Genomic DNA, 18,083 nt, shown 5'->3' on the forward strand with positions numbered 1-18,083 from the left:
CGGTCCTCTGAAACTTTGATTAAAGGTGTTACAGGTCAGCAGCCGCAGCTGCCGACCAGTTATTCGCTGCGCTCGCCGATCCGCTGGCCCCAGGCGCAGGCAACGGCATGCAGTGCCTGCTCGTCCATGCGGGTCAGGCGGCGCTCGTCGAGCAGTTGCTTGCCAGCGACCCAGACGTGTTTCACACAGTCACGGCCGCTGGTGTAAATCAGTTGTGAAACAGGCTCATAGATCGGTTGCTGGGCCAGGCCTGAGAGGTCGAAGGCGACCAGGTCGGCTGCCTTGCCCACTTCCAGTGAACCAGTCAGCGCCTCAAGGCCCAGCGCCCTGGCGCCGTTGAGGGTCGCCATACGCAGTGCCCGGTGGGCATCCAGAGCGGCGGCCGAGCCCGCCACGGCTTTGGCCAGCAGCGCTGCGGTACGGGTTTCGCCCAGCAGGTCGAGGTCGTTGTTGCTGGCTGCGCCATCCGTGCCCACGGCGACATTGACACCGGCCTGCCACAGGCGCTCGACTGGGCAGAAGCCGCTGGCCAGCTTAAGGTTGGACTCCGGGCAATGCACCACACTCGTGTTGCTTTCTACCAGCAAGGCCAGGTCATCGTCGCTGACCTGGGTCATGTGCACCGCCTGCAGGCGTGGGCCGAGCAGCCCTAGGCGGGCGAGGCGCGCCAGTGGCCGTTCGCCACGGGTGGCCAGTGATTGCTCGACCTCGAAGGCAGTTTCATGGATATGCATATGAATGGGCGCGTCGAGTTCTTCGGCAATCACCCGGATCTTCTCCAGGTTTTCGTCGCTCACGGTGTACGGCGCATGTGGGCCCATGGCCACGGTAATGCGCGGGTGATGACGCAGGTCGCCGAACAGTTCGACCGCCAGGTGCAGGCCTTCTTCGGTGCTGCGGGCACCCGGGATCGGGAAATCCAGTAGCGGCACGGCGATTTGCGCACGGATGCCACTGTTGTGGACCCGCTCGCTGGCAATCTTGGGGAAGAAGTACATGTCGGCAAAACAGGTGATGCCGCCTTTGATCTGCTCGGCGATGGCCAGGTCGGTGCCGTCACGGACAAAGTCCTCGTCGACCCAGCGACCTTCAGCCGGCCAGATGTGCGCTTCGAGCCAGGTCATCAGTGGCAGGTCGTCGGCCAGGCCGCGAAACAGGCTCATGGCGGCATGGCCGTGGGCGTTGATCAGGCCTGGGCTGAGCAGGCAGCCCGGCAGTTCACGGGTTTCGGTGGCGAGATAGCGCTCGGCCTCGGCCCGCGGGCCGATAAAGACGATTTGCCCGTCGCGAATACCCAGGCCATGATCCTTCAATACCACCCCGGCAGGTTCGACAGGCACCAGCCAGCTAGGCAGGAGCAGCAGGTCGAGCGGCGTAGCGGGTTTGGGCATGGCAGGGTTTCCCTGGGACACTTGGGCTGAGGGCGAAGTATACCCGAGCGTCTGCGCCTGGGGCTCGCTATAATCGTGCGCTTTTGATGTCCGAATGACGGGGTGAGGCATGCGCGATCGACTACTGGCAGCAGAGAAGGTGAAAGCCATCGATTGGCGTGATGGCGTCCTGTATCTGCTCGATCAGCGTGTCCTGCCGTTCGAGCAGACCTGGCAGGCCTGTGCCGATGCCGCTGATGTGGCTCGGGCAATTGCCTCGATGACGGTGCGCGGCGCGCCTGCCATAGGCATCAGTGCGGCCTATGGCCTGGCCATGGCCGTGCGCCAGCGCCTGGCCGCCGGCGATGACTGGGAGATGGCTCTGGAAGAGGATTTCGAGCTGCTGCTGCACGCGCGCCCTACCGGCGCCAATCTGTTCTGGGCGCTCAACCGCATGCGTGAGCGTTTGCTGCGGATCAAGGACGGCGATGATGTGGCGGCAATCATGGACGCCGAAGCCGTTGCCATCCATGACAGTGACCGTGAAGCCAACCTGACCATGGCCCAATTCGGTGTCGAGCTGATTCGCAAGCACCAGGGCAATGAGCAGGCCTTGTTGACCCACTGCAATACCGGCGCCCTGGCCACCGGTGGTTTTGGCACGGCGCTCGGGGTGATTCGAGCCGCCTATATGGAAGGCATGGTCGAGCGGGTCTATGTCGACGAGACCCGGCCCTGGCTGCAGGGCTCACGGCTGACCGCCTGGGAGCTGGCCAATGAAGGCATCCCATTGACGGTCACTGCTGATTCCGCAGCCGCCCACCTGATGAAGACCAAGGGCATTACCTGGGTCATCGTCGGGGCTGACCGGGTCACCGCCAATGGTGACGTGGCGAGCAAGATCGGCACCTACCAGTTGGCCGTCAATGCTATGCACCACGGGGTGCGCTTCATGGTCGTGGCGTCGAGCTCGAGCATTGACATGAACCTGGAAAGTGGCGAAGACATCCTCCTTGAGGAGCGCAGCGCCAGCGAGCTGTTGACGCTCGGCGGCACGCGCGTGGGGGCAGATGTCGAGGCCTACAATCCCTGCTTTGACGTGACCCCGGCCGATTTGATCGATGTGATCGTGACCGAGAAAGGTATCGTCGAACGTCCCGACACCGTAAAGATGGCGCAACTGATGTGTCGCAAGCGTTTGCATTGAGTGTTTATCCCCCGCTTGCGGCCTGGTTGGGCGGCTAGCGGGCGTTACTGACGAGCAGTAGGGTAGTAGTGCTGCAGCCTACTCCCACCGTCTGGGCGATTGTGGTAACATCCGACGGTTTCCAAGGTAGCCCGATGGGGCTGTCTTTACTGCGCAGATCCATGGCTTAACTCGTTGATTTGTCGTAAGTCGCTGCAAGGAGTCACTTTGCAGCGGCGAGCTTCGTTCGTCCCATATGGATGTGACGAGGTTTCACCAGAAAAAGGAATCAGGCTTCTCATGGGCGAACTGGCCAAAGAAATCCTCCCGGTCAATATCGAAGACGAACTGAGACAGTCCTACCTCGACTACGCGATGAGCGTCATTGTCGGGCGTGCACTGCCCGATGCGCGTGATGGCTTGAAGCCCGTGCATCGCCGCGTTCTCTATGCGATGAGCGAACTGGGTAACGACTGGAACAAACCGTACAAGAAATCCGCCCGTGTGGTCGGTGACGTGATCGGTAAGTACCACCCGCACGGTGATACCGCGGTCTACGACACCATCGTTCGTATGGCTCAGCCGTTCTCGCTGCGTTATCTGCTGGTCGATGGCCAGGGTAACTTCGGTTCGGTGGACGGCGACAACGCCGCGGCCATGCGATACACCGAAGTGCGTATGACCAAGCTGGCCCATGAGCTGCTGGCAGACCTGCACAAGGAAACCGTCGACTGGGTGCCCAACTACGACGGCACCGAGCAGATCCCGGCGGTCATGCCGACCAAGATCCCCAACCTGCTGGTCAACGGCTCCAGCGGTATCGCCGTGGGCATGGCGACCAACATTCCGCCGCACAACCTCGGTGAAGTCATCGACGGTTGCCTGGCGCTGATCGATAACGCCGACATCACCATCGATGAGCTGATGCAGTTCATCCCGGGCCCGGATTTCCCAACCGCCGCGATCATCAACGGCCGTCAGGGCATCATCGAGGCCTACCGCACCGGCCGTGGCCGCATCTACATGCGTGCCCGCTCCACCATCGAAGACATCGATAAGGTCGGTGGCCGTCAGCAGATCGTCGTGACTGAGCTGCCTTACCAGCTGAACAAGGCGCGCTTGATCGAAAAGATCGCCGAGCTGGTCAAGGAAAAGAAACTCGAAGGCATCACCGAGCTGCGCGACGAGTCCGACAAGGACGGTATGCGTATCGTCATCGAGCTGCGTCGTGGCGAAGTGCCTGAGGTGATCCTCAACAACCTCTACGCCCAGACCCAGCTGCAGGCGGTCTTCGGTATCAACATCGTCGCCCTGATCGACGGTCGTCCACGGGTCCTGAACCTCAAGGACCTGCTCGAGGCGTTCGTTCGTCACCGCCGCGAAGTGGTTACCCGTCGTACGGTGTTCGAGCTGCGTAAGGCTCGCGAGCGCGGTCATATCCTTGAAGGTCAGGCGGTTGCCCTGTCCAACATCGACCCGGTCATCGCCCTGATCAAGGCCTCGCCGACGCCGTCGGAAGCTAAAGAAGCGCTGATCAGCACGCCGTGGGAATCCAGCGCCGTGCAGGTCATGGTCGAGCGCGCGGGCGCCGACTCCTGCCGTCCGGAGAACCTCGACGAGCAGTACGGCCTGCGTGATGGCAAGTACTTCCTGTCGCCGGAACAGGCCCAGGCCATTCTGGACCTGCGTCTGCACCGCCTGACCGGTCTGGAGCACGAGAAGCTGCTGGCCGAGTACCAGGAGATCCTCAACCAGATCGGCGAGCTGATCCGCATCCTCAGCAGCGCCGAGCGCCTGATGGAAGTGATCCGTGAAGAGCTGGAACTGATCCGCGCTGAATACGGCGACGTGCGCCGCACCGAGATCCTCGATGCGCGTCTGGACCTGACCCTGGGTGACATGATTCCGGAAGAAGACCGGGTTGTGACGATCTCCCATGGCGGCTACGCCAAGACCCAGCCGCTGGCGGCCTACCAGGCTCAGCGCCGCGGTGGTAAAGGTAAGTCGGCTACTGGCGTCAAGGACGAGGACTACATCTCGCACCTGCTGGTTGCCAACAGCCACACCACGCTGCTGCTGTTCTCCAGCAAGGGCAAGGTGTACTGGCTCAAGACCTACGAAATTCCCGAAGCCTCCCGTGCCGCGCGCGGTCGACCACTGGTCAACCTGCTGCCGCTGGACGAAGGTGAGTACATCTCGACCATGTTGCCGGTCGAGGAGTACACCGAAGGTCATTTCATCTTCATGGCCACCGCCAACGGTACCGTGAAGAAGACTCCGCTGGAGTCGTTCAGCCGTCAGCGTAGCGTCGGCCTGATCGCTCTGGAGCTGGATGAAGGCGACGTGCTGATTTCCGCGGCCATCACCGATGGCGAGCGTGAGGTCATGCTGTTCTCCGACGCCGGCAAGGTCACCCGTTTCAAAGAGTCCGACGTTCGCGCCATGGGCCGTACCGCCCGCGGTGTGCGCGGCATGCGTCTGGGCGAAGGGCAGAAGCTGATCTCCATGATCATTCCGGAGGAGGGCAGCCAGATCCTTACCGCCTCCGAGCGTGGTTACGGCAAGCGTACCGAAATCGGCGAGTTCCCCGAGTACAAGCGTGGCGGTCAGGGCGTTATCGCCATGGTCAGCAACGAGCGTAACGGTCGTCTGGTCGGTGCCGTGCAGGTGCAGGATGGTGAGGAAATCATGCTGATTTCCGACCAGGGCACCCTGGTCCGTACCCGCGTCGGCGAGGTCTCCAGCTTGGGTCGTAATACCCAGGGTGTGACCCTGATCAAGCTGGCCAGCGACGAGACCCTGGTGGGTCTGGAGCGTGTCCAGGAGCCGTCCGAAGAGGAAGGTGACGAGGACTACGAAGTCGATGCTGACGCCGTTGACGCCGATGACGCACCAGAGGCGCAGGCCGCTGGCGACGAAGAGGCGCAGCAGGAATAACCAACACAGTAGCGTAACCCTGGTGGGGTGGCCGTCGCGGTGCAAATCCAGCGCCGGCCGGCCACTTCCACGGACATCAAGAGCAGAGCGAGAGTGGATGTGAGCAAACGAGCCTTTAACTTCTGCGCAGGCCCTGCTGCGCTTCCCGACGCTGTCCTGCAGCGTGCCCAGGCCGAAATGCTGGACTGGAATGGCAAGGGCTTGTCCGTGATGGAGATGAGTCACCGTAGCGACGACTACGTGGCCATTGCCGAAAAGGCCGAGCAGGACCTGCGCGACCTGTTGTCCGTTCCCGCCAATTACAAGGTGCTCTTCCTGCAGGGTGGTGCGAGTCAGCAGTTCGCTGAAATCCCGCTGAACCTGCTGCCTGAAAACGGCACGGCCGACTATATCGAAACCGGTATCTGGTCGAAGAAAGCCATCGAAGAAGCCCGTCGCTACGGCAACATCAACGTTGCTGCCAGTGCCAAACCCTACGACTACCTGGCCATCCCTGGCCAAAATGAGTGGAACCTGACCCCGGGTGCCGCCTACGTGCACTACGCCTCGAACGAGACCATTGGTGGTCTGGAGTTCGACTGGGTGCCGCAGACCGGTGACGTTCCGCTGGTGGTCGACATGTCTTCGGACATCCTTTCCCGTCCGATCGATGTCGCTGACTTCGGTCTGATCTATGCCGGTGCGCAGAAAAACATCGGCCCAAGCGGCCTGGTCGTGGTGATCGTGCGCGAAGACCTGATCGGTCGCGCCCGCAGCAGCTGCCCGACCATGCTCGACTACAAGGTCGCTGCCGACAACAACTCGATGTACAACACCCCGGCTACCTACTCCTGGTACCTCTCGGGCCTGGTCTTTGAGTGGCTCAAGGAGCAGGGCGGTGTAGCTGCCATGGAAGTGCGCAACCGCGCCAAGAAGGACCGTCTGTACGGTTTCATCGACAGCAGCGACTTCTACAGCAACCCGATCAGTGTCAACGCCCGCTCCTGGATGAACGTACCGTTCCGCCTGGCTGACGAGCGCCTGGACAAAGCGTTCCTCGCCGGCGCTGACGCCCGTGGCCTGCTCAACCTCAAGGGTCACCGCTCGGTGGGCGGCATGCGTGCTTCGATCTACAACGCCCTGGGCCTGGACGCGGTAGAAGCGCTGGTGACCTACATGGCTGAATTCGAGAAGGAGCACGGCTGATGTCGGAGCAGGAACTCAAGGCGCTGCGGGTGCGCATTGACAGCCTCGACGAGAAGATCCTCGAGCTGATCAGTGACCGTGCCCGCTGCGCCCAGGAAGTGGCGCGGGTGAAGATGGCGGCTTTACCGGCCGGTGAAGAGCCGATCTTCTACCGTCCTGAGCGTGAGGCGCAGGTGCTCAAGCGCGTCATGGAGCGCAATCAAGGGCCGCTGGGCAATGAAGAGATGGCGCGGTTGTTCCGTGAAATCATGTCCTCCTGCCTGGCCCTGGAGCAGCCGCTCAAAGTCGCCTACCTCGGCCCTGAGGGTACCTTTACCCAGGCCGCGGCGATGAAGCACTTTGGTCACGCCGTGATCAGCAAGCCGATGGCGGCGATCGACGAAGTGTTCCGCGAAGTGGCGGCAGGCGCCGTCAACTTTGGTGTGGTGCCCGTGGAGAACTCCACCGAAGGTGCGGTCAACCACACCCTCGACAGCTTCCTTGAGCACGACATGGTCATCTGTGGCGAAGTCGAGCTGCGTATCCACCACCACCTGTTGGTGGGTGAGAACACCAAGACCGACAGCATCAGCCGCATTTACTCGCACGCCCAGTCGTTGGCCCAGTGCCGCAAATGGCTGGATGCCCACTACCCGAATGTTGAGCGCGTCGCGGTGTCGAGTAACGCCGAGGCCGCCAAGCGGGTCAAGGGTGAGTGGAACTCGGCAGCGATCGCTGGCGACATGGCGGCAGGCCTCTACGGTCTGACGCGTCTTGCCGAGAAGATCGAAGACCGTCCGGACAACTCCACGCGCTTTTTGATGATCGGTAGCCAGGAAGTGCCGCCAACCGGTGACGACAAGACCTCGATCATCGTTTCCATGAGCAACAAACCGGGCGCCTTGCACGAGTTGCTGGTGCCGTTCCATCAGAACGGTATCGACCTGACCCGTATTGAGACCCGCCCGTCGCGCAGTGGCAAATGGACCTACGTGTTCTTCATCGATTTCATGGGGCATCACCGTGATCCGCTGATCAAGGCCGTACTCGAACAGATCAGCCAGGAAGCTGTGGCCCTCAAGGTATTGGGTTCCTATCCCAAAGCAGTACTCTGACGTAATGAGTGACGTGCATACAGATTTGAATAGGGTCCTGCTCCGTGGTTGAAGTCGTGTTGAACAAGGTCGAGCCGCTTATCGGTCGGCTGGTGGTGGTCGGTCTCGGGCTGATTGGCGGTTCGTTCGCCAAGGGTCTACGCGAAAGCGGCCTCTGCCGTGAAGTGGTCGGCGTTGACCTGGATCCACAGTCGCGCAAGCTGGCGGTGGAGCTGGGGGTTGTCGACCGCTGCGAAGAAGACCTGGCTGCGGCCTGCGTTGGCGCAGATGTCATTCAGCTGGCCGTGCCGATCCTGGCCATGGAAAAGCTCCTGGCTCGACTGGCGCAACTTGACCTGGGGCACGCGGTGCTGACCGATGTCGGCAGTGCCAAGGGTAATGTGGTGCGTGCGGCGCGTGAGGCGTTTGCCAAGCAGCTGGCGTACTTCGTGCCTGGGCACCCGATTGCCGGTTCCGAGCAGAGCGGGGTGGAAGCCTCCAATGCAGCGCTGTTCCGCCGCCATAAAGTAATTCTCACGCCGTTGGCTGAAACCGACCCAGGTGCCCTGGCCCTGGTTGATCGGCTCTGGCGTGCGCTGGATGCCGATGTTGAGCATATGCAGGTCGAGCGCCATGACGAAGTCCTGGCAGCGACCAGTCACTTGCCGCATTTGCTGGCGTTTGGCCTGGTCGATTCCCTGGCCAAGCGCAATGAAAACCTGGATATCTTCCGTTACGCTGCCGGCGGTTTCCGCGATTTCACAAGAATCGCCGGAAGTGATCCGGTCATGTGGCACGACATATTTCTCGCCAACCGCGAAGCTGTTCTGCGCACACTTGATACATTTCGCAGCGACCTCGACGCCTTGCGCGACGCGGTCGATGCAGGGGATGGGCATCAATTGCTGGGCGTCTTTACGCGCGCCCGGGTTGCCCGCGAGCATTTCAGTAAAATCCTGGCCCGCCGGGCCTATGTGGACGCTATGAACTCCAACGACCTGATTTTCCTGGCAAATCCTGGTGGCCAACTGTCTGGCCGAATTCGCGTACCAGGCGATAAATCGATTTCTCATCGCTCGATCATGTTGGGCTCCCTGGCCGAAGGCACCACCGAAGTCGAAGGCTTCCTTGAAGGTGAAGACGCGCTGGCAACGCTGCAGGCGTTCCGCGACATGGGCGTGGTCATCGAAGGCCCGCACCATGGCCGGGTGACCATTCACGGTGTTGGCCTCAATGGTTTGAAGCCGCCGCCGGGGCCGATCTACCTGGGCAACTCCGGTACCTCCATGCGCCTGCTGTCTGGCCTGTTGGCAGCGCAGCCGTTTGACACCGTATTGACGGGCGATGCCTCGCTGTCCAAGCGCCCGATGAACCGTGTGGCCAACCCGCTGCGGGAAATGGGCGCGGTCATCGAGACCGCTGCCGAAGGTCGTCCGCCGATGACCATTCGTGGCGGGCACACGCTCAAGGCCCTGACCTACACCCTGCCAATGGCCAGTGCCCAGGTGAAGTCCTGCCTGCTGCTGGCCGGCTTGTATGCCGAAGGCAAGACCACCATCACCGAACCTGCGCCGACCCGTGACCATACTGAGCGCATGCTCCGTGGTTTCGGCTATAGCGTTAACGTTGACGGCCCGACGGCGTCCCTGGAGTCCGGTGGCAAGTTGAGCGCAACCCATATCGAAGTGCCGGCCGACATCTCCTCGGCAGCCTTCTTCCTGGTTGCGGCGTCGATTGCCGAAGGTTCTGAGCTGGTGCTTGAACATGTGGGTATCAACCCGACCCGTACTGGTGTCATTGATATCCTGCGTCTGATGGGCGGCGACATCACCCTGGAAAATCAGCGTGAAGTCGGCGGCGAGCCGGTGGCTGACCTGCGCGTGCGTGGGGCTAAACTCAAGGGTATCGATATCCCAGAGCACCTGGTGCCGCTGGCTATCGACGAGTTCCCGGTGCTGTTCGTCGCTGCCGCCTGTGCTGAAGGCCGGACCGTGCTGCGTGGTGCCGAGGAGTTGCGGGTCAAGGAATCCGACCGCATCCAGGTTATGGCCGATGGCCTGCTGACCCTGGGTGTGAAGTGCGAGCCGACCCCGGACGGTATCATTATCGATGGCGGCCCGATCGGTGGTGGTGAAGTGCACGGGCATGGCGATCACCGCATCGCCATGGCCTTCAGCGTCGCCTCGCTGCGCGCTACCGCGCCAATCCGTATCCACGATTGCGCCAACGTCGCTACGTCCTTCCCGAACTTCCTGGCCCTGTGCGCCGAAGTCGGGATTCGTGTTGCTGAAGAGGGCAAGTCGTGAGCATGAACGCGCCGGTCATCACCATCGACGGTCCAAGCGGTTCGGGTAAGGGGACCGTTGCTGGCCTTTTGGCACGCGAGCTGGGCTGGAAACTGCTGGACTCGGGTGCGCTGTACCGTTTGTTGGCCTTCGCGGCCAGCAACCACGGCGTCGACCTGACCAACGAAGAGCTGCTGGTCACGCTGGCGGCGCACCTGGACGTGCAGTTCATCGCTGCTGAACCGGGCAAATTGCAGCAGATCATTCTTGAAGGTGATGATGTCAGCAATGTCATCCGTACCGAAACCGTTGGTGCCGGGGCCTCCATGGTCGCGTCGCTGCCAGCGGTGCGTGACGCCTTGCTGCAGCGCCAGCGGGCGTTCCAGGAAGCACCGGGGCTAATTGCCGATGGTCGCGACATGGGGACAGTGGTGTTCCCTGATGCGCCGTTGAAGGTTTTTCTGACCGCCAGCGCTGAGGAACGAGCTCGCCGCCGTTACTTGCAGTTGAAGGCCAAAGACGAAGATGTTAGTCTGTCGAGTCTGCTAGATGAGATTCGTGCGCGTGATGAGCGCGACACCCAGCGCGCAGTGGCCCCGCTCAAGCCGGCGGCCGATGCGATTCAGCTGGATTCAACGGAGTTGTCCATCGAGCAGGTGTTGCAACGCATCAAGAGCGAGATCGCCCTGCGCGATATCGCCTGATGACCAGGGAAGCAGGCAGGGGCACCAGTCAACGTCCTGTCGGCTTTCCTTTATATGAACGAAACCCACATTGTCTGGAATGTGGCTGATGGGCGTATGTCTCGCCCTAATTTACAGGAATTAAAATGAGCGAAAGCTTTGCAGAACTCTTTGAAGAAAGCCTGAAAACCCTCAATCTTCAGCCGGGTGCGATCATCACCGGTATCGTTGTCGACATCGACGGCGACTGGGTTACCGTACACGCTGGCCTGAAGTCCGAGGGCGTCATCCCGCTCGAGCAGTTCTACAACGAAGCTGGCGAGCTGACCATCAAGGTCGGTGACGAAGTTCACGTTGCGCTGGACGCGGTCGAAGACGGCTTTGGCGAAACCAAACTGTCCCGTGAAAAAGCCAAGCGCGCCGAGTGCTGGATTGTTCTGGAAGCAGCTTTCGCCGCCGAAGAAGTGGTCAAGGGCGTTATCAACGGTAAGGTTAAAGGCGGCTTCACTGTCGACGTTAACGGTATCCGTGCGTTCCTGCCGGGCTCCCTGGTTGATGTCCGCCCAGTGCGCGACACCACCCACCTCGAAGGCAAAGAGCTGGAATTCAAGGTCATCAAGCTGGACCAGAAGCGCAACAACGTTGTCGTTTCCCGTCGCAGCGTCCTGGAAGCCGAAAACAGCGCCGAGCGCGAAGCTCTGCTGGAATCGCTGCAGGAAGGCCAGCAGGTCAAAGGTATCGTCAAGAACCTCACCGACTACGGCGCATTCGTTGATCTGGGCGGCGTTGATGGCCTGCTGCACATCACCGACATGGCCTGGAAGCGTATCAAGCACCCATCGGAAATCGTCAACGTTGGCGACGAGATCGATGTCAAGGTTCTGAAGTACGATCGTGAGCGTAACCGTGTATCCCTGGGCCTGAAGCAACTGGGTGAAGACCCATGGGTTGCTATCAAAGCTCGTTACCCAGAAAGCACTCGCGTAATGGCGCGTGTAACCAACCTGACCGACTACGGCTGCTTCGCAGAGCTGGAAGAAGGCGTGGAAGGCCTGGTACACGTTTCCGAAATGGACTGGACCAACAAGAACATCCACCCTTCGAAAGTCGTACAAGTCGGCGACGAAGTGGAAGTTATGGTTCTGGACATCGACGAAGAGCGTCGTCGTATCTCCCTGGGCATCAAGCAGTGCAAGTCGAACCCATGGGAAGACTTCTCTGGCCAGTTCAACAAGGGCGACAAGATCTCCGGCACCATCAAGTCGATCACCGATTTCGGTATCTTCATTGGTCTGGACGGCGGCATCGACGGTCTGGTTCACCTGTCCGACATCTCCTGGAACGAAGTGGGCGAAGAAGCCGTACGTCGCTTCAAGAAGGGCGACGAGCTGGACACCGTGATCCTGTCGGTTGATCCAGAGCGTGAGCGCATCTCCCTGGGCATCAAGCAACTGGAAGACGATCCGTTCTCCAACTACGTTGCTGTCAACGACAAAGGCGCTATCGTCAAAGGTACCGTTAAAGAAGTTGATGCCAAGGGCGCTATCATCACCCTGGCCGACGACATCGAAGCCACTCTGAAAGCTTCCGAAATCAGCCGTGACCGCGTTGAAGACGCGCGTAACGTCCTGAAGGAAGGCGAAGAGATCGAAGCTAAGATCATCAGCGTTGACCGCAAGAGCCGCGTGATCAGCCTCTCCATCAAGTCGAAAGACGACGCTGAAGAGAAAGAAGCCATCCAGAGCCTGAAAGAAACTGCTCCGGAAGCTGCTGACACCACCATGGCCGCGCTGCTGCGTCAGGCAATGGCCAAACAGAACTAAGTTCTGCTTGGATCTAAAAAAGGGCGACTTCGGTCGCCCTTTTTTGTGCCTCATGGTTTATTGGGGGCGTTGTCTTGTAGCCGCTGCCGTAAGGTTGCGATCGGGCGTGAAACGCCCGCAAACTGGCTACCGCAATTCGCCAGGCCCAACGAGGTGTACGCGTCGCGACTGCCTTGCAGTCGATCGCAGCCTCGTGCCTCGGCAGCGGCTACAGCAGTCCATAATAGGGGGCTGGCCCCTGTACAGATGGCGTACCCGACAATCCAAGAGAAACCTTTTTGTGCCAGCGATTTACTCTTGCTGCTAGTGTTCCCAGCGGCTGTAACCCTCGTGCTGGCTGGGTTTGCCAAAGTCACTGACGAGGCGCCGTAAGGTTTTCCTAAGGTTGCCAATACAAGATTCCGCGATTAAGTCAATAACCACCCTGTTCAAAACCCTCAGGTCATGCTAAAAACAATGAAGCAATGATCTAGCTGCTTGATAAAGAAGGGAAAAATATGACGAAGTCGGAGCTGATCGAACGTATTGTCACCCATCAAGGGCTGCTCTCATCCAAGGATGTCGAGCTGGCCATCAAGACTATGCTTGAACAGATGTCCCAGTGCCTGGCGACCGGAGATCGCATCGAGATCCGTGGCTTTGGCAGCTTCTCCCTGCACTACCGCGCCCCGCGGGTCGGGCGTAATCCCAAGACCGGTCAGTCCGTCAGCCTCGACGGCAAGTTCGTGCCGCATTTCAAGCCCGGTAAAGAACTGCGCGACCGCGTCAATGAAGATGAAGAGCATCATGTCGACTAGCCAGTGCCAGGGAGCAAGTAATGCGTAATTTCAAGCGCGCCTTGGCGGTGCTGTTTCTCTTGGCATTGGCAACGCTGGTGCTGTTTTTTGTCCTGGAAAACCAACAAGCCGTTGCCTTGGTCATGTTCGGCTGGTCGGCGCCGGCGATGCCTGTAGCGGTGCCTGTGTTGGCGGCATTGCTGGTTGGCTTGGCAATAGGGCCTTTGCTGGGTGCCTACGGTGTGCTGCGCAGTAAGCGTCGGTTGCGAAACACGCTCTAAACGAATTTGTAGTCCCGGGCCTAAGACTTTTCTTACAAGTCGCCGCGATTTAGCCGGGAGAGGTTCTTCAGTGGTGGTGGGAAAATAGCGCCATCCTTCGCCAGCCTGGAGCGTGCCTCTCATGAAGGGTTTTCCCTTCCTCTCACACCATGGTGCCATCCGCGGTGTCACCGGTTCCTGCCATCAGCTCCATTTCGATGAGCACAGCAGCCTGCTGGTGGATTGCGGCCTGGAGCAAGGGGCTAACACGCAAACACGGGCGAATGGACAGCAACTGGGCTTTAGCGTCCAAGGCATCGAAGCGCTGATCGTCACCCACGTTCACCTTGACCACGTTGGCCGCATACCGGCGTTACTGGCGGCGGGTTTTCACGGTCCGATTCTCTGCAGCGAACCTTCAGCCCGCTTGCTGCCTTTGGTGCTGGAAGACGCCTATAAGCTTGGGATCAGCAGTGACCCGCTTCAGGTGTCGCGCTTTATCGAACATATCCAACAGCGCATCGTGCCGCTGCCCTTTGGGCAATGGCATCCGCTGATCGAGCGGGAAGCCTTCAACTGCCGCATTCGTTTACAGCGTGCCGGTCATCTGTTGGGATCGGCCTATGTCGAGTGCGAGGTCGAGGATACCGCTACCGGTCGCGACACGCGGATCGTCTTCTCCGGTGATTTGGGTGCCCCGTGCAATCCATTGCTGCGCAGCGTAGTGCCGCCCGAGCGTGCCGACATCCTGGTGCTGGAAAGCACCTACGGTGACCGTCTGCACCCTGATCGTAGCCAGCGCCAGCAGCAGCTAGAAGCCGTGATTGATCGTGCGCTGGCCGACCAGGGTACGATCATGATCCCAGCTTTCAGCCTGGGGCGGACCCAGGAGTTGCTCTACGAGATCGAAGACATCCTGTACCGCAAGGTGCTGTTGAAAGAAGAGGAGGGCGGGCCAGTTGGCGAAATAGACCCAATCCAGGCCATGGACTGGTCACAACTGCCGGTTATCCTCGATTCGCCCTTGGCGAATCGCGTCACCCAGGCCTACCGAGATTTGCATCAGTACTGGAACAGAGAAGCCAGGCAGCGACGGAGTGAGGGGCGGGCGCCATTGGGTTTTCGCCAGCTCATCAGTATTGATACCCATGCCAAGCACCAGCAAGTGGTCAATTACCTCAAGAGCACCGGTCGGCCGGCGATTGTCATTGCCGGCAACGGCATGTGCTCGGGTGGCAGGATCGTCAATTACCTCAAGGCCATGCTTGGTGATGTGCGGCATGAGGTGGTGTTTGTCGGATACCAGGTTAAAGGCACGGCGGGGGCTGCAATTCAGGCGAGTGGGCGTAGGTCGGAGGGAGCCTTGGTCGAGTTGGATGGGCAGGCGTATGAGGTGCTAGCGAAGGTTGTTAGTTTGACAGGTTATTCCGGACATGCGGATCAGGCGGGGTTAGTGGCGTTTGCAATTGGCATGCAGCAGCCGCCAAGCGAGGTGGTGCTGGTGCATGGGGAAGGGAAGGCGAAAAAGGTGCTGGCTGCTGCGCTGCAGCGACGCTTTGGTCAGGCGGGGCTGGAGGTGAATGTAACCATTCCCGGCTCTGGTTAACCGTTTGGCAGAGAGGTGGATAGTGGTCGGATTGAATGGAACTTATTGCGCTTCTGGGCGCTCTATCTCAGATTGTAAACTCAGGCGCGTAATGCCGATGAAGCAAGGTACAGATCTTGCGAGCAGGATGGCAAAATGACGCTACGCTTCAGGGCTAGGACGGTGGAAACTGTCTGGCTCTGAGGCGCGAGATCAGCATAGACGCGACACACGTGCCCCTTAAGTGCGAAATGCTAATAGACGGACCAAGGAAAACTAGAATAAATGCGCAATGAACCTGAGCGCCGTAGTGGTGATGATGAGATTGATCTGTTTGAGCTGATTGAAGGGGTGTGGCGTCAGAAGGTTTGGGTGCTGTTGGTAGCTGCACCAATAATGGCCATAGGCATTGCCTATGCAGTGTTGGCCACTCCGGTTTATGAAGCGAAGCTGTTCGTTCAACCCCCCTCGCAGAATGATATTGCGCAATTGAACTACGGTCGTGGTGCCGAAACCGGCCTAGGTACGCTGGCGGTCAAGGATGTGTACGACGTGTACACCAAGGCGCTGTTGTCGGAGGCCGTACGGAACAAATTCTTCCGTACCGTCTACCTGCCGACTTTGAATGATGAAGATCGCAGCGGCTCCAGGGATGCCCTCTACAGCGAATTCAGTAAAATGCTCAATGTGGCGCAAGCGGCCAAGGACACGCCTACACGTTATGTGATAACCGCCAATGTTGAGAGTCCTCAGCAGGCCGCGAGCTGGGTTACAGCGTATGCGGAAATGGCTGCAGAGCGTGCGAAGCAAGAAGTGCTGAAGAGCAATCGGAGTGAAATGTTGGTCAAGGCGGACAACATTGAGCAGCAGATCGCTGGGTCAAAAGCCAGTGCACGCAAAGAGCGAGAGGATCTGATCGCGCAGCTCAAGGAGGCGCTGGTGGTAGCAAAATCGATCGGTTTGGAGAAGCCACCGCTCATCTCCGGCACCCTCTCAATCGAAGTTTCGGCGGGAATGGACGGTTCGTTAACCTACATGCGAGGGAGTAAGGCGCTTGAGGCGGAGATAGCGAACCTTGAGTCGCGCTATTCCGACGATCCATTTATTACAGGGTTGCGGAAAAAGCAGGAATTGTTGACCTTCTACCGGAATCTTAAGGTTGACCCTTCGATTATCGCCGTGTACCAACAAGATGGTGTGGTAGAGCAGCCGGACAAGCCGATCAAGCCGAAAAAATTGATCATAGTAGTGTTGAGTGCGGTGGCTGGATTGGCATTAGGTTTGGTTGCGGCGCTGGGGCGAGATGTGTGGGTTAGGCGCAAGAGAGCGCTTGCATCTACATAGTGCCGAAGCGCTGTGATGGCAAAGGAATTGTATGGTGCCCTGTTGTTGGCCGACGGATGGTGCGAGAATAGCGCCCCCATCACCACGCGACAGGGATTGTACTGAGGGTTGGATGCCTGTTTTTGGCTATCCAGAGTCTGAGTAAGCCTGTCTGAGGTGAAAATCCACCTTCAGCAGACAGGCTTAGTTTTGACCACCGTCTCTCGCATACCCTCAATTGTATCTCAAGATGAAATCGACCTTTTCCATATCTTAGGAATCCTTTGGCGACGTAAAGTGCTGATCTTCTCTGTAGCGCTTTTCACCGCAGCACTGGGAGGAGGGTATGCTTTTCTTGTTACGCCCGAATACGAGGTGAGCACGGTTCTGCGTCCGGCTGCACTGAACGATCTGGATGCTCTGAATCGCTCCGAGATTTATTCACTGCCTCCAGGTAAAGCTTTGGTACGCGTTGGTGCCGCCTTGGACTCCTACGATACACGTTTGAACTTTTTTCGTTCGAAGCCTGAATTAATAGCGGCTTATAGCCACGAAGGGCAGACGCCAGAGCAGGCGTTCTCCAACTTTAATAAAGCGTTGGTACTGGTGCAGCCCAACCCAAAAAAGGCTGATCTACTGTCTGCATTTATTGGTTTGAAGATGCGCTATGAAGAAGGGTTGAATGGCGCTGCTATTCTCAACGCTTTTGTGTCGTATACGGTTGACAGCGAGCGTGTTCAACTTGCAGAGGATTTGAAGGTTATCGTCAATAATCGCTTGGATGAGGTGGCTACAAAGTTCGACTCTGCCGTGAAGGAATACGAGGCCCAAAAAGAAAGCAAAATTGCTCGTCTCATGGAGACTGATGCAATCAAGCGGGCAGAGCTCCAGGATGAGTTGAAGGCCTTACGAGTACAGCTGAAAATGCATCGTGAGGCACGTTTGATTCAGCTTGAAGAGGCCATCAGCATTGCTCGCAGTCTCGGCTTGAAAAAGCCTGCTACTCCATCTTCGATGGCAGATGAAGTCGCGGGTGCGAACAATATTGTTCGTACGGAGGTGAATAGCCAAGAGGTGCCCCTCTACTTCATGGGGTCTGACGTGCTGGAGGCTGAGCGTAACGCCTTGCGCAAGCGGGTTTCAGATGACTTTACCGCTCCTCGCATCGCGCAAATTCGCAAAGAGTTGCTGATGCTAGGATCAAATAGAAAAGTCGAGATGCTCAAGGCCCGAGAAAATGAAATGGTTTTTCTCGAAGGGATTGATGTGTTGCGCGCTGAGCGTACTCGGCTAGAAAATATAAAAACTGACATGCAGCAGTTGCGCTTGGTCAGTATCGATCAGTTTGCCGTGCCTCCAAGCAAGCCTGTTTCACCACATAAGCTGCTGATAGTGGTGGCAGCGTTAATGGTAGGGCTGGGGCTTGGCGCCGCTATCGCCCTGATGCGTGGAATGTTCAAGAGGCGCCTTCGCCAGGTCCGAATTGTAGAGCTCCAAGGCCTGAATAAATCGGGACCTGTACATAGCTAGTGGATGAGGTGCTAAGCGCCTTTGGCGAGGCAGACTTTTAAAGTGTTTTTGTCGATTTGCGTAGATG

At 58.8% G+C, this 18,083-nt stretch carries 13 protein-coding genes; 12 read left to right on the forward strand and 1 reads right to left on the reverse strand.

Going from position 1 to position 18,083, the window contains the following annotated elements; all coding sequences use genetic code 11:
• Positions 1–59 precede the first annotated feature (59 nt).
• A complete protein-coding gene (locus CX511_RS07410; protein WP_101293054.1) occupies positions 60–1,391 on the reverse strand; it encodes a TRZ/ATZ family hydrolase in 1,332 nt (443 codons plus the stop codon).
• 109 nt (positions 1,392–1,500) lie between these two features.
• Between CX511_RS07410 and mtnA the strand changes: the two genes are divergently transcribed.
• From mtnA to CX511_RS07470, 12 genes are all read left to right on the forward strand, one after another.
• On the forward strand, positions 1,501–2,577 hold the full coding sequence (gene mtnA / locus CX511_RS07415) for an S-methyl-5-thioribose-1-phosphate isomerase (protein ID WP_101293053.1): 1,077 nt from the start codon (positions 1,501–1,503) through the stop codon (positions 2,575–2,577).
• A 279-nt stretch (positions 2,578–2,856) separates the two neighbouring features.
• Complete coding sequence (gyrA, locus tag CX511_RS07420; protein ID WP_101293052.1) at positions 2,857–5,493, forward strand: DNA gyrase subunit A; 2,637 nt, start codon at positions 2,857–2,859, stop codon at positions 5,491–5,493.
• A 99-nt stretch (positions 5,494–5,592) separates the two neighbouring features.
• Positions 5,593–6,678, forward strand: a complete 1,086-nt coding sequence (serC, locus tag CX511_RS07425; RefSeq protein WP_045180204.1) for a 3-phosphoserine/phosphohydroxythreonine transaminase — start codon at positions 5,593–5,595, stop codon at positions 6,676–6,678.
• On the forward strand, positions 6,678–7,772 hold the full coding sequence (gene pheA, locus CX511_RS07430) for a prephenate dehydratase (protein WP_045180067.1): 1,095 nt from the start codon (positions 6,678–6,680) through the stop codon (positions 7,770–7,772). The genes serC and pheA overlap by 1 nt, the downstream gene beginning before the upstream one ends.
• Positions 7,773–7,816: 44 nt before the next feature.
• Positions 7,817–10,057 (forward strand): bifunctional prephenate dehydrogenase/3-phosphoshikimate 1-carboxyvinyltransferase, encoded by a 2,241-nt coding sequence (locus CX511_RS07435; protein WP_045180065.1) that lies wholly within the window; start codon positions 7,817–7,819, stop codon positions 10,055–10,057.
• Between the two features lie 2 nt (positions 10,058–10,059).
• Positions 10,060–10,740 (forward strand): (d)CMP kinase, encoded by a 681-nt coding sequence (gene cmk / locus CX511_RS07440; RefSeq protein WP_177327743.1) that lies wholly within the window; start codon positions 10,060–10,062, stop codon positions 10,738–10,740.
• A gap of 125 nt (positions 10,741–10,865) precedes the next feature.
• Positions 10,866–12,542 (forward strand): 30S ribosomal protein S1, encoded by a 1,677-nt coding sequence (rpsA, locus tag CX511_RS07445; protein WP_045180061.1) that lies wholly within the window; start codon positions 10,866–10,868, stop codon positions 12,540–12,542.
• Between the two features lie 497 nt (positions 12,543–13,039).
• The gene (ihfB, locus tag CX511_RS07450) at positions 13,040–13,339 is read left to right on the forward strand and encodes an integration host factor subunit beta (protein ID WP_045180059.1); all 300 of its coding nucleotides are present in this window, start codon (positions 13,040–13,042) and stop codon (positions 13,337–13,339) included.
• 20 nt (positions 13,340–13,359) lie between these two features.
• Positions 13,360–13,599 (forward strand): lipopolysaccharide assembly protein LapA domain-containing protein, encoded by a 240-nt coding sequence (locus CX511_RS07455; protein ID WP_045180057.1) that lies wholly within the window; start codon positions 13,360–13,362, stop codon positions 13,597–13,599.
• A gap of 121 nt (positions 13,600–13,720) precedes the next feature.
• Entirely contained in the window at positions 13,721–15,184 is a 1,464-nt protein-coding gene (locus CX511_RS07460; RefSeq protein ID WP_101293051.1) for an MBL fold metallo-hydrolase, read from the forward strand.
• A gap of 264 nt (positions 15,185–15,448) precedes the next feature.
• Positions 15,449–16,507: an LPS O-antigen chain length determinant protein WzzB gene (locus CX511_RS07465; protein WP_101293050.1), complete on the forward strand. Its 1,059-nt coding sequence runs from the start codon at positions 15,449–15,451 to the stop codon at positions 16,505–16,507.
• A gap of 189 nt (positions 16,508–16,696) precedes the next feature.
• Positions 16,697–18,016, forward strand: coding sequence for a Wzz/FepE/Etk N-terminal domain-containing protein (locus CX511_RS07470; RefSeq protein WP_231353380.1), 1,320 nt, complete (start codon positions 16,697–16,699; stop codon positions 18,014–18,016).
• The last annotated feature ends 67 nt before the right edge of the window (positions 18,017–18,083 follow it).

The organism is Pseudomonas sp. S06B 330, from assembly GCF_002845275.2.
GTDB lineage: Bacteria > Pseudomonadota > Gammaproteobacteria > Pseudomonadales > Pseudomonadaceae > Aquipseudomonas.

Coding starts and splice junctions, on each gene's coding strand:
- CX511_RS07410 (WP_101293054.1), bottom strand. CDS start 1,391: ATGCCCAAACCCGCTACGCCGCTCGACCTGCTGCTCCTGCCTAGCTGG.
- mtnA (WP_101293053.1), top strand. CDS start 1,501: ATGCGCGATCGACTACTGGCAGCAGAGAAGGTGAAAGCCATCGATTGG.
- gyrA (WP_101293052.1), top strand. CDS start 2,857: ATGGGCGAACTGGCCAAAGAAATCCTCCCGGTCAATATCGAAGACGAA.
- pheA (WP_045180067.1), top strand. CDS start 6,678: ATGTCGGAGCAGGAACTCAAGGCGCTGCGGGTGCGCATTGACAGCCTC.
- cmk (WP_177327743.1), top strand. CDS start 10,060: ATGAACGCGCCGGTCATCACCATCGACGGTCCAAGCGGTTCGGGTAAG.
- rpsA (WP_045180061.1), top strand. CDS start 10,866: ATGAGCGAAAGCTTTGCAGAACTCTTTGAAGAAAGCCTGAAAACCCTC.
- ihfB (WP_045180059.1), top strand. CDS start 13,040: ATGACGAAGTCGGAGCTGATCGAACGTATTGTCACCCATCAAGGGCTG.
- CX511_RS07455 (WP_045180057.1), top strand. CDS start 13,360: ATGCGTAATTTCAAGCGCGCCTTGGCGGTGCTGTTTCTCTTGGCATTG.
- CX511_RS07460 (WP_101293051.1), top strand. CDS start 13,721: ATGAAGGGTTTTCCCTTCCTCTCACACCATGGTGCCATCCGCGGTGTC.
- CX511_RS07465 (WP_101293050.1), top strand. CDS start 15,449: ATGCGCAATGAACCTGAGCGCCGTAGTGGTGATGATGAGATTGATCTG.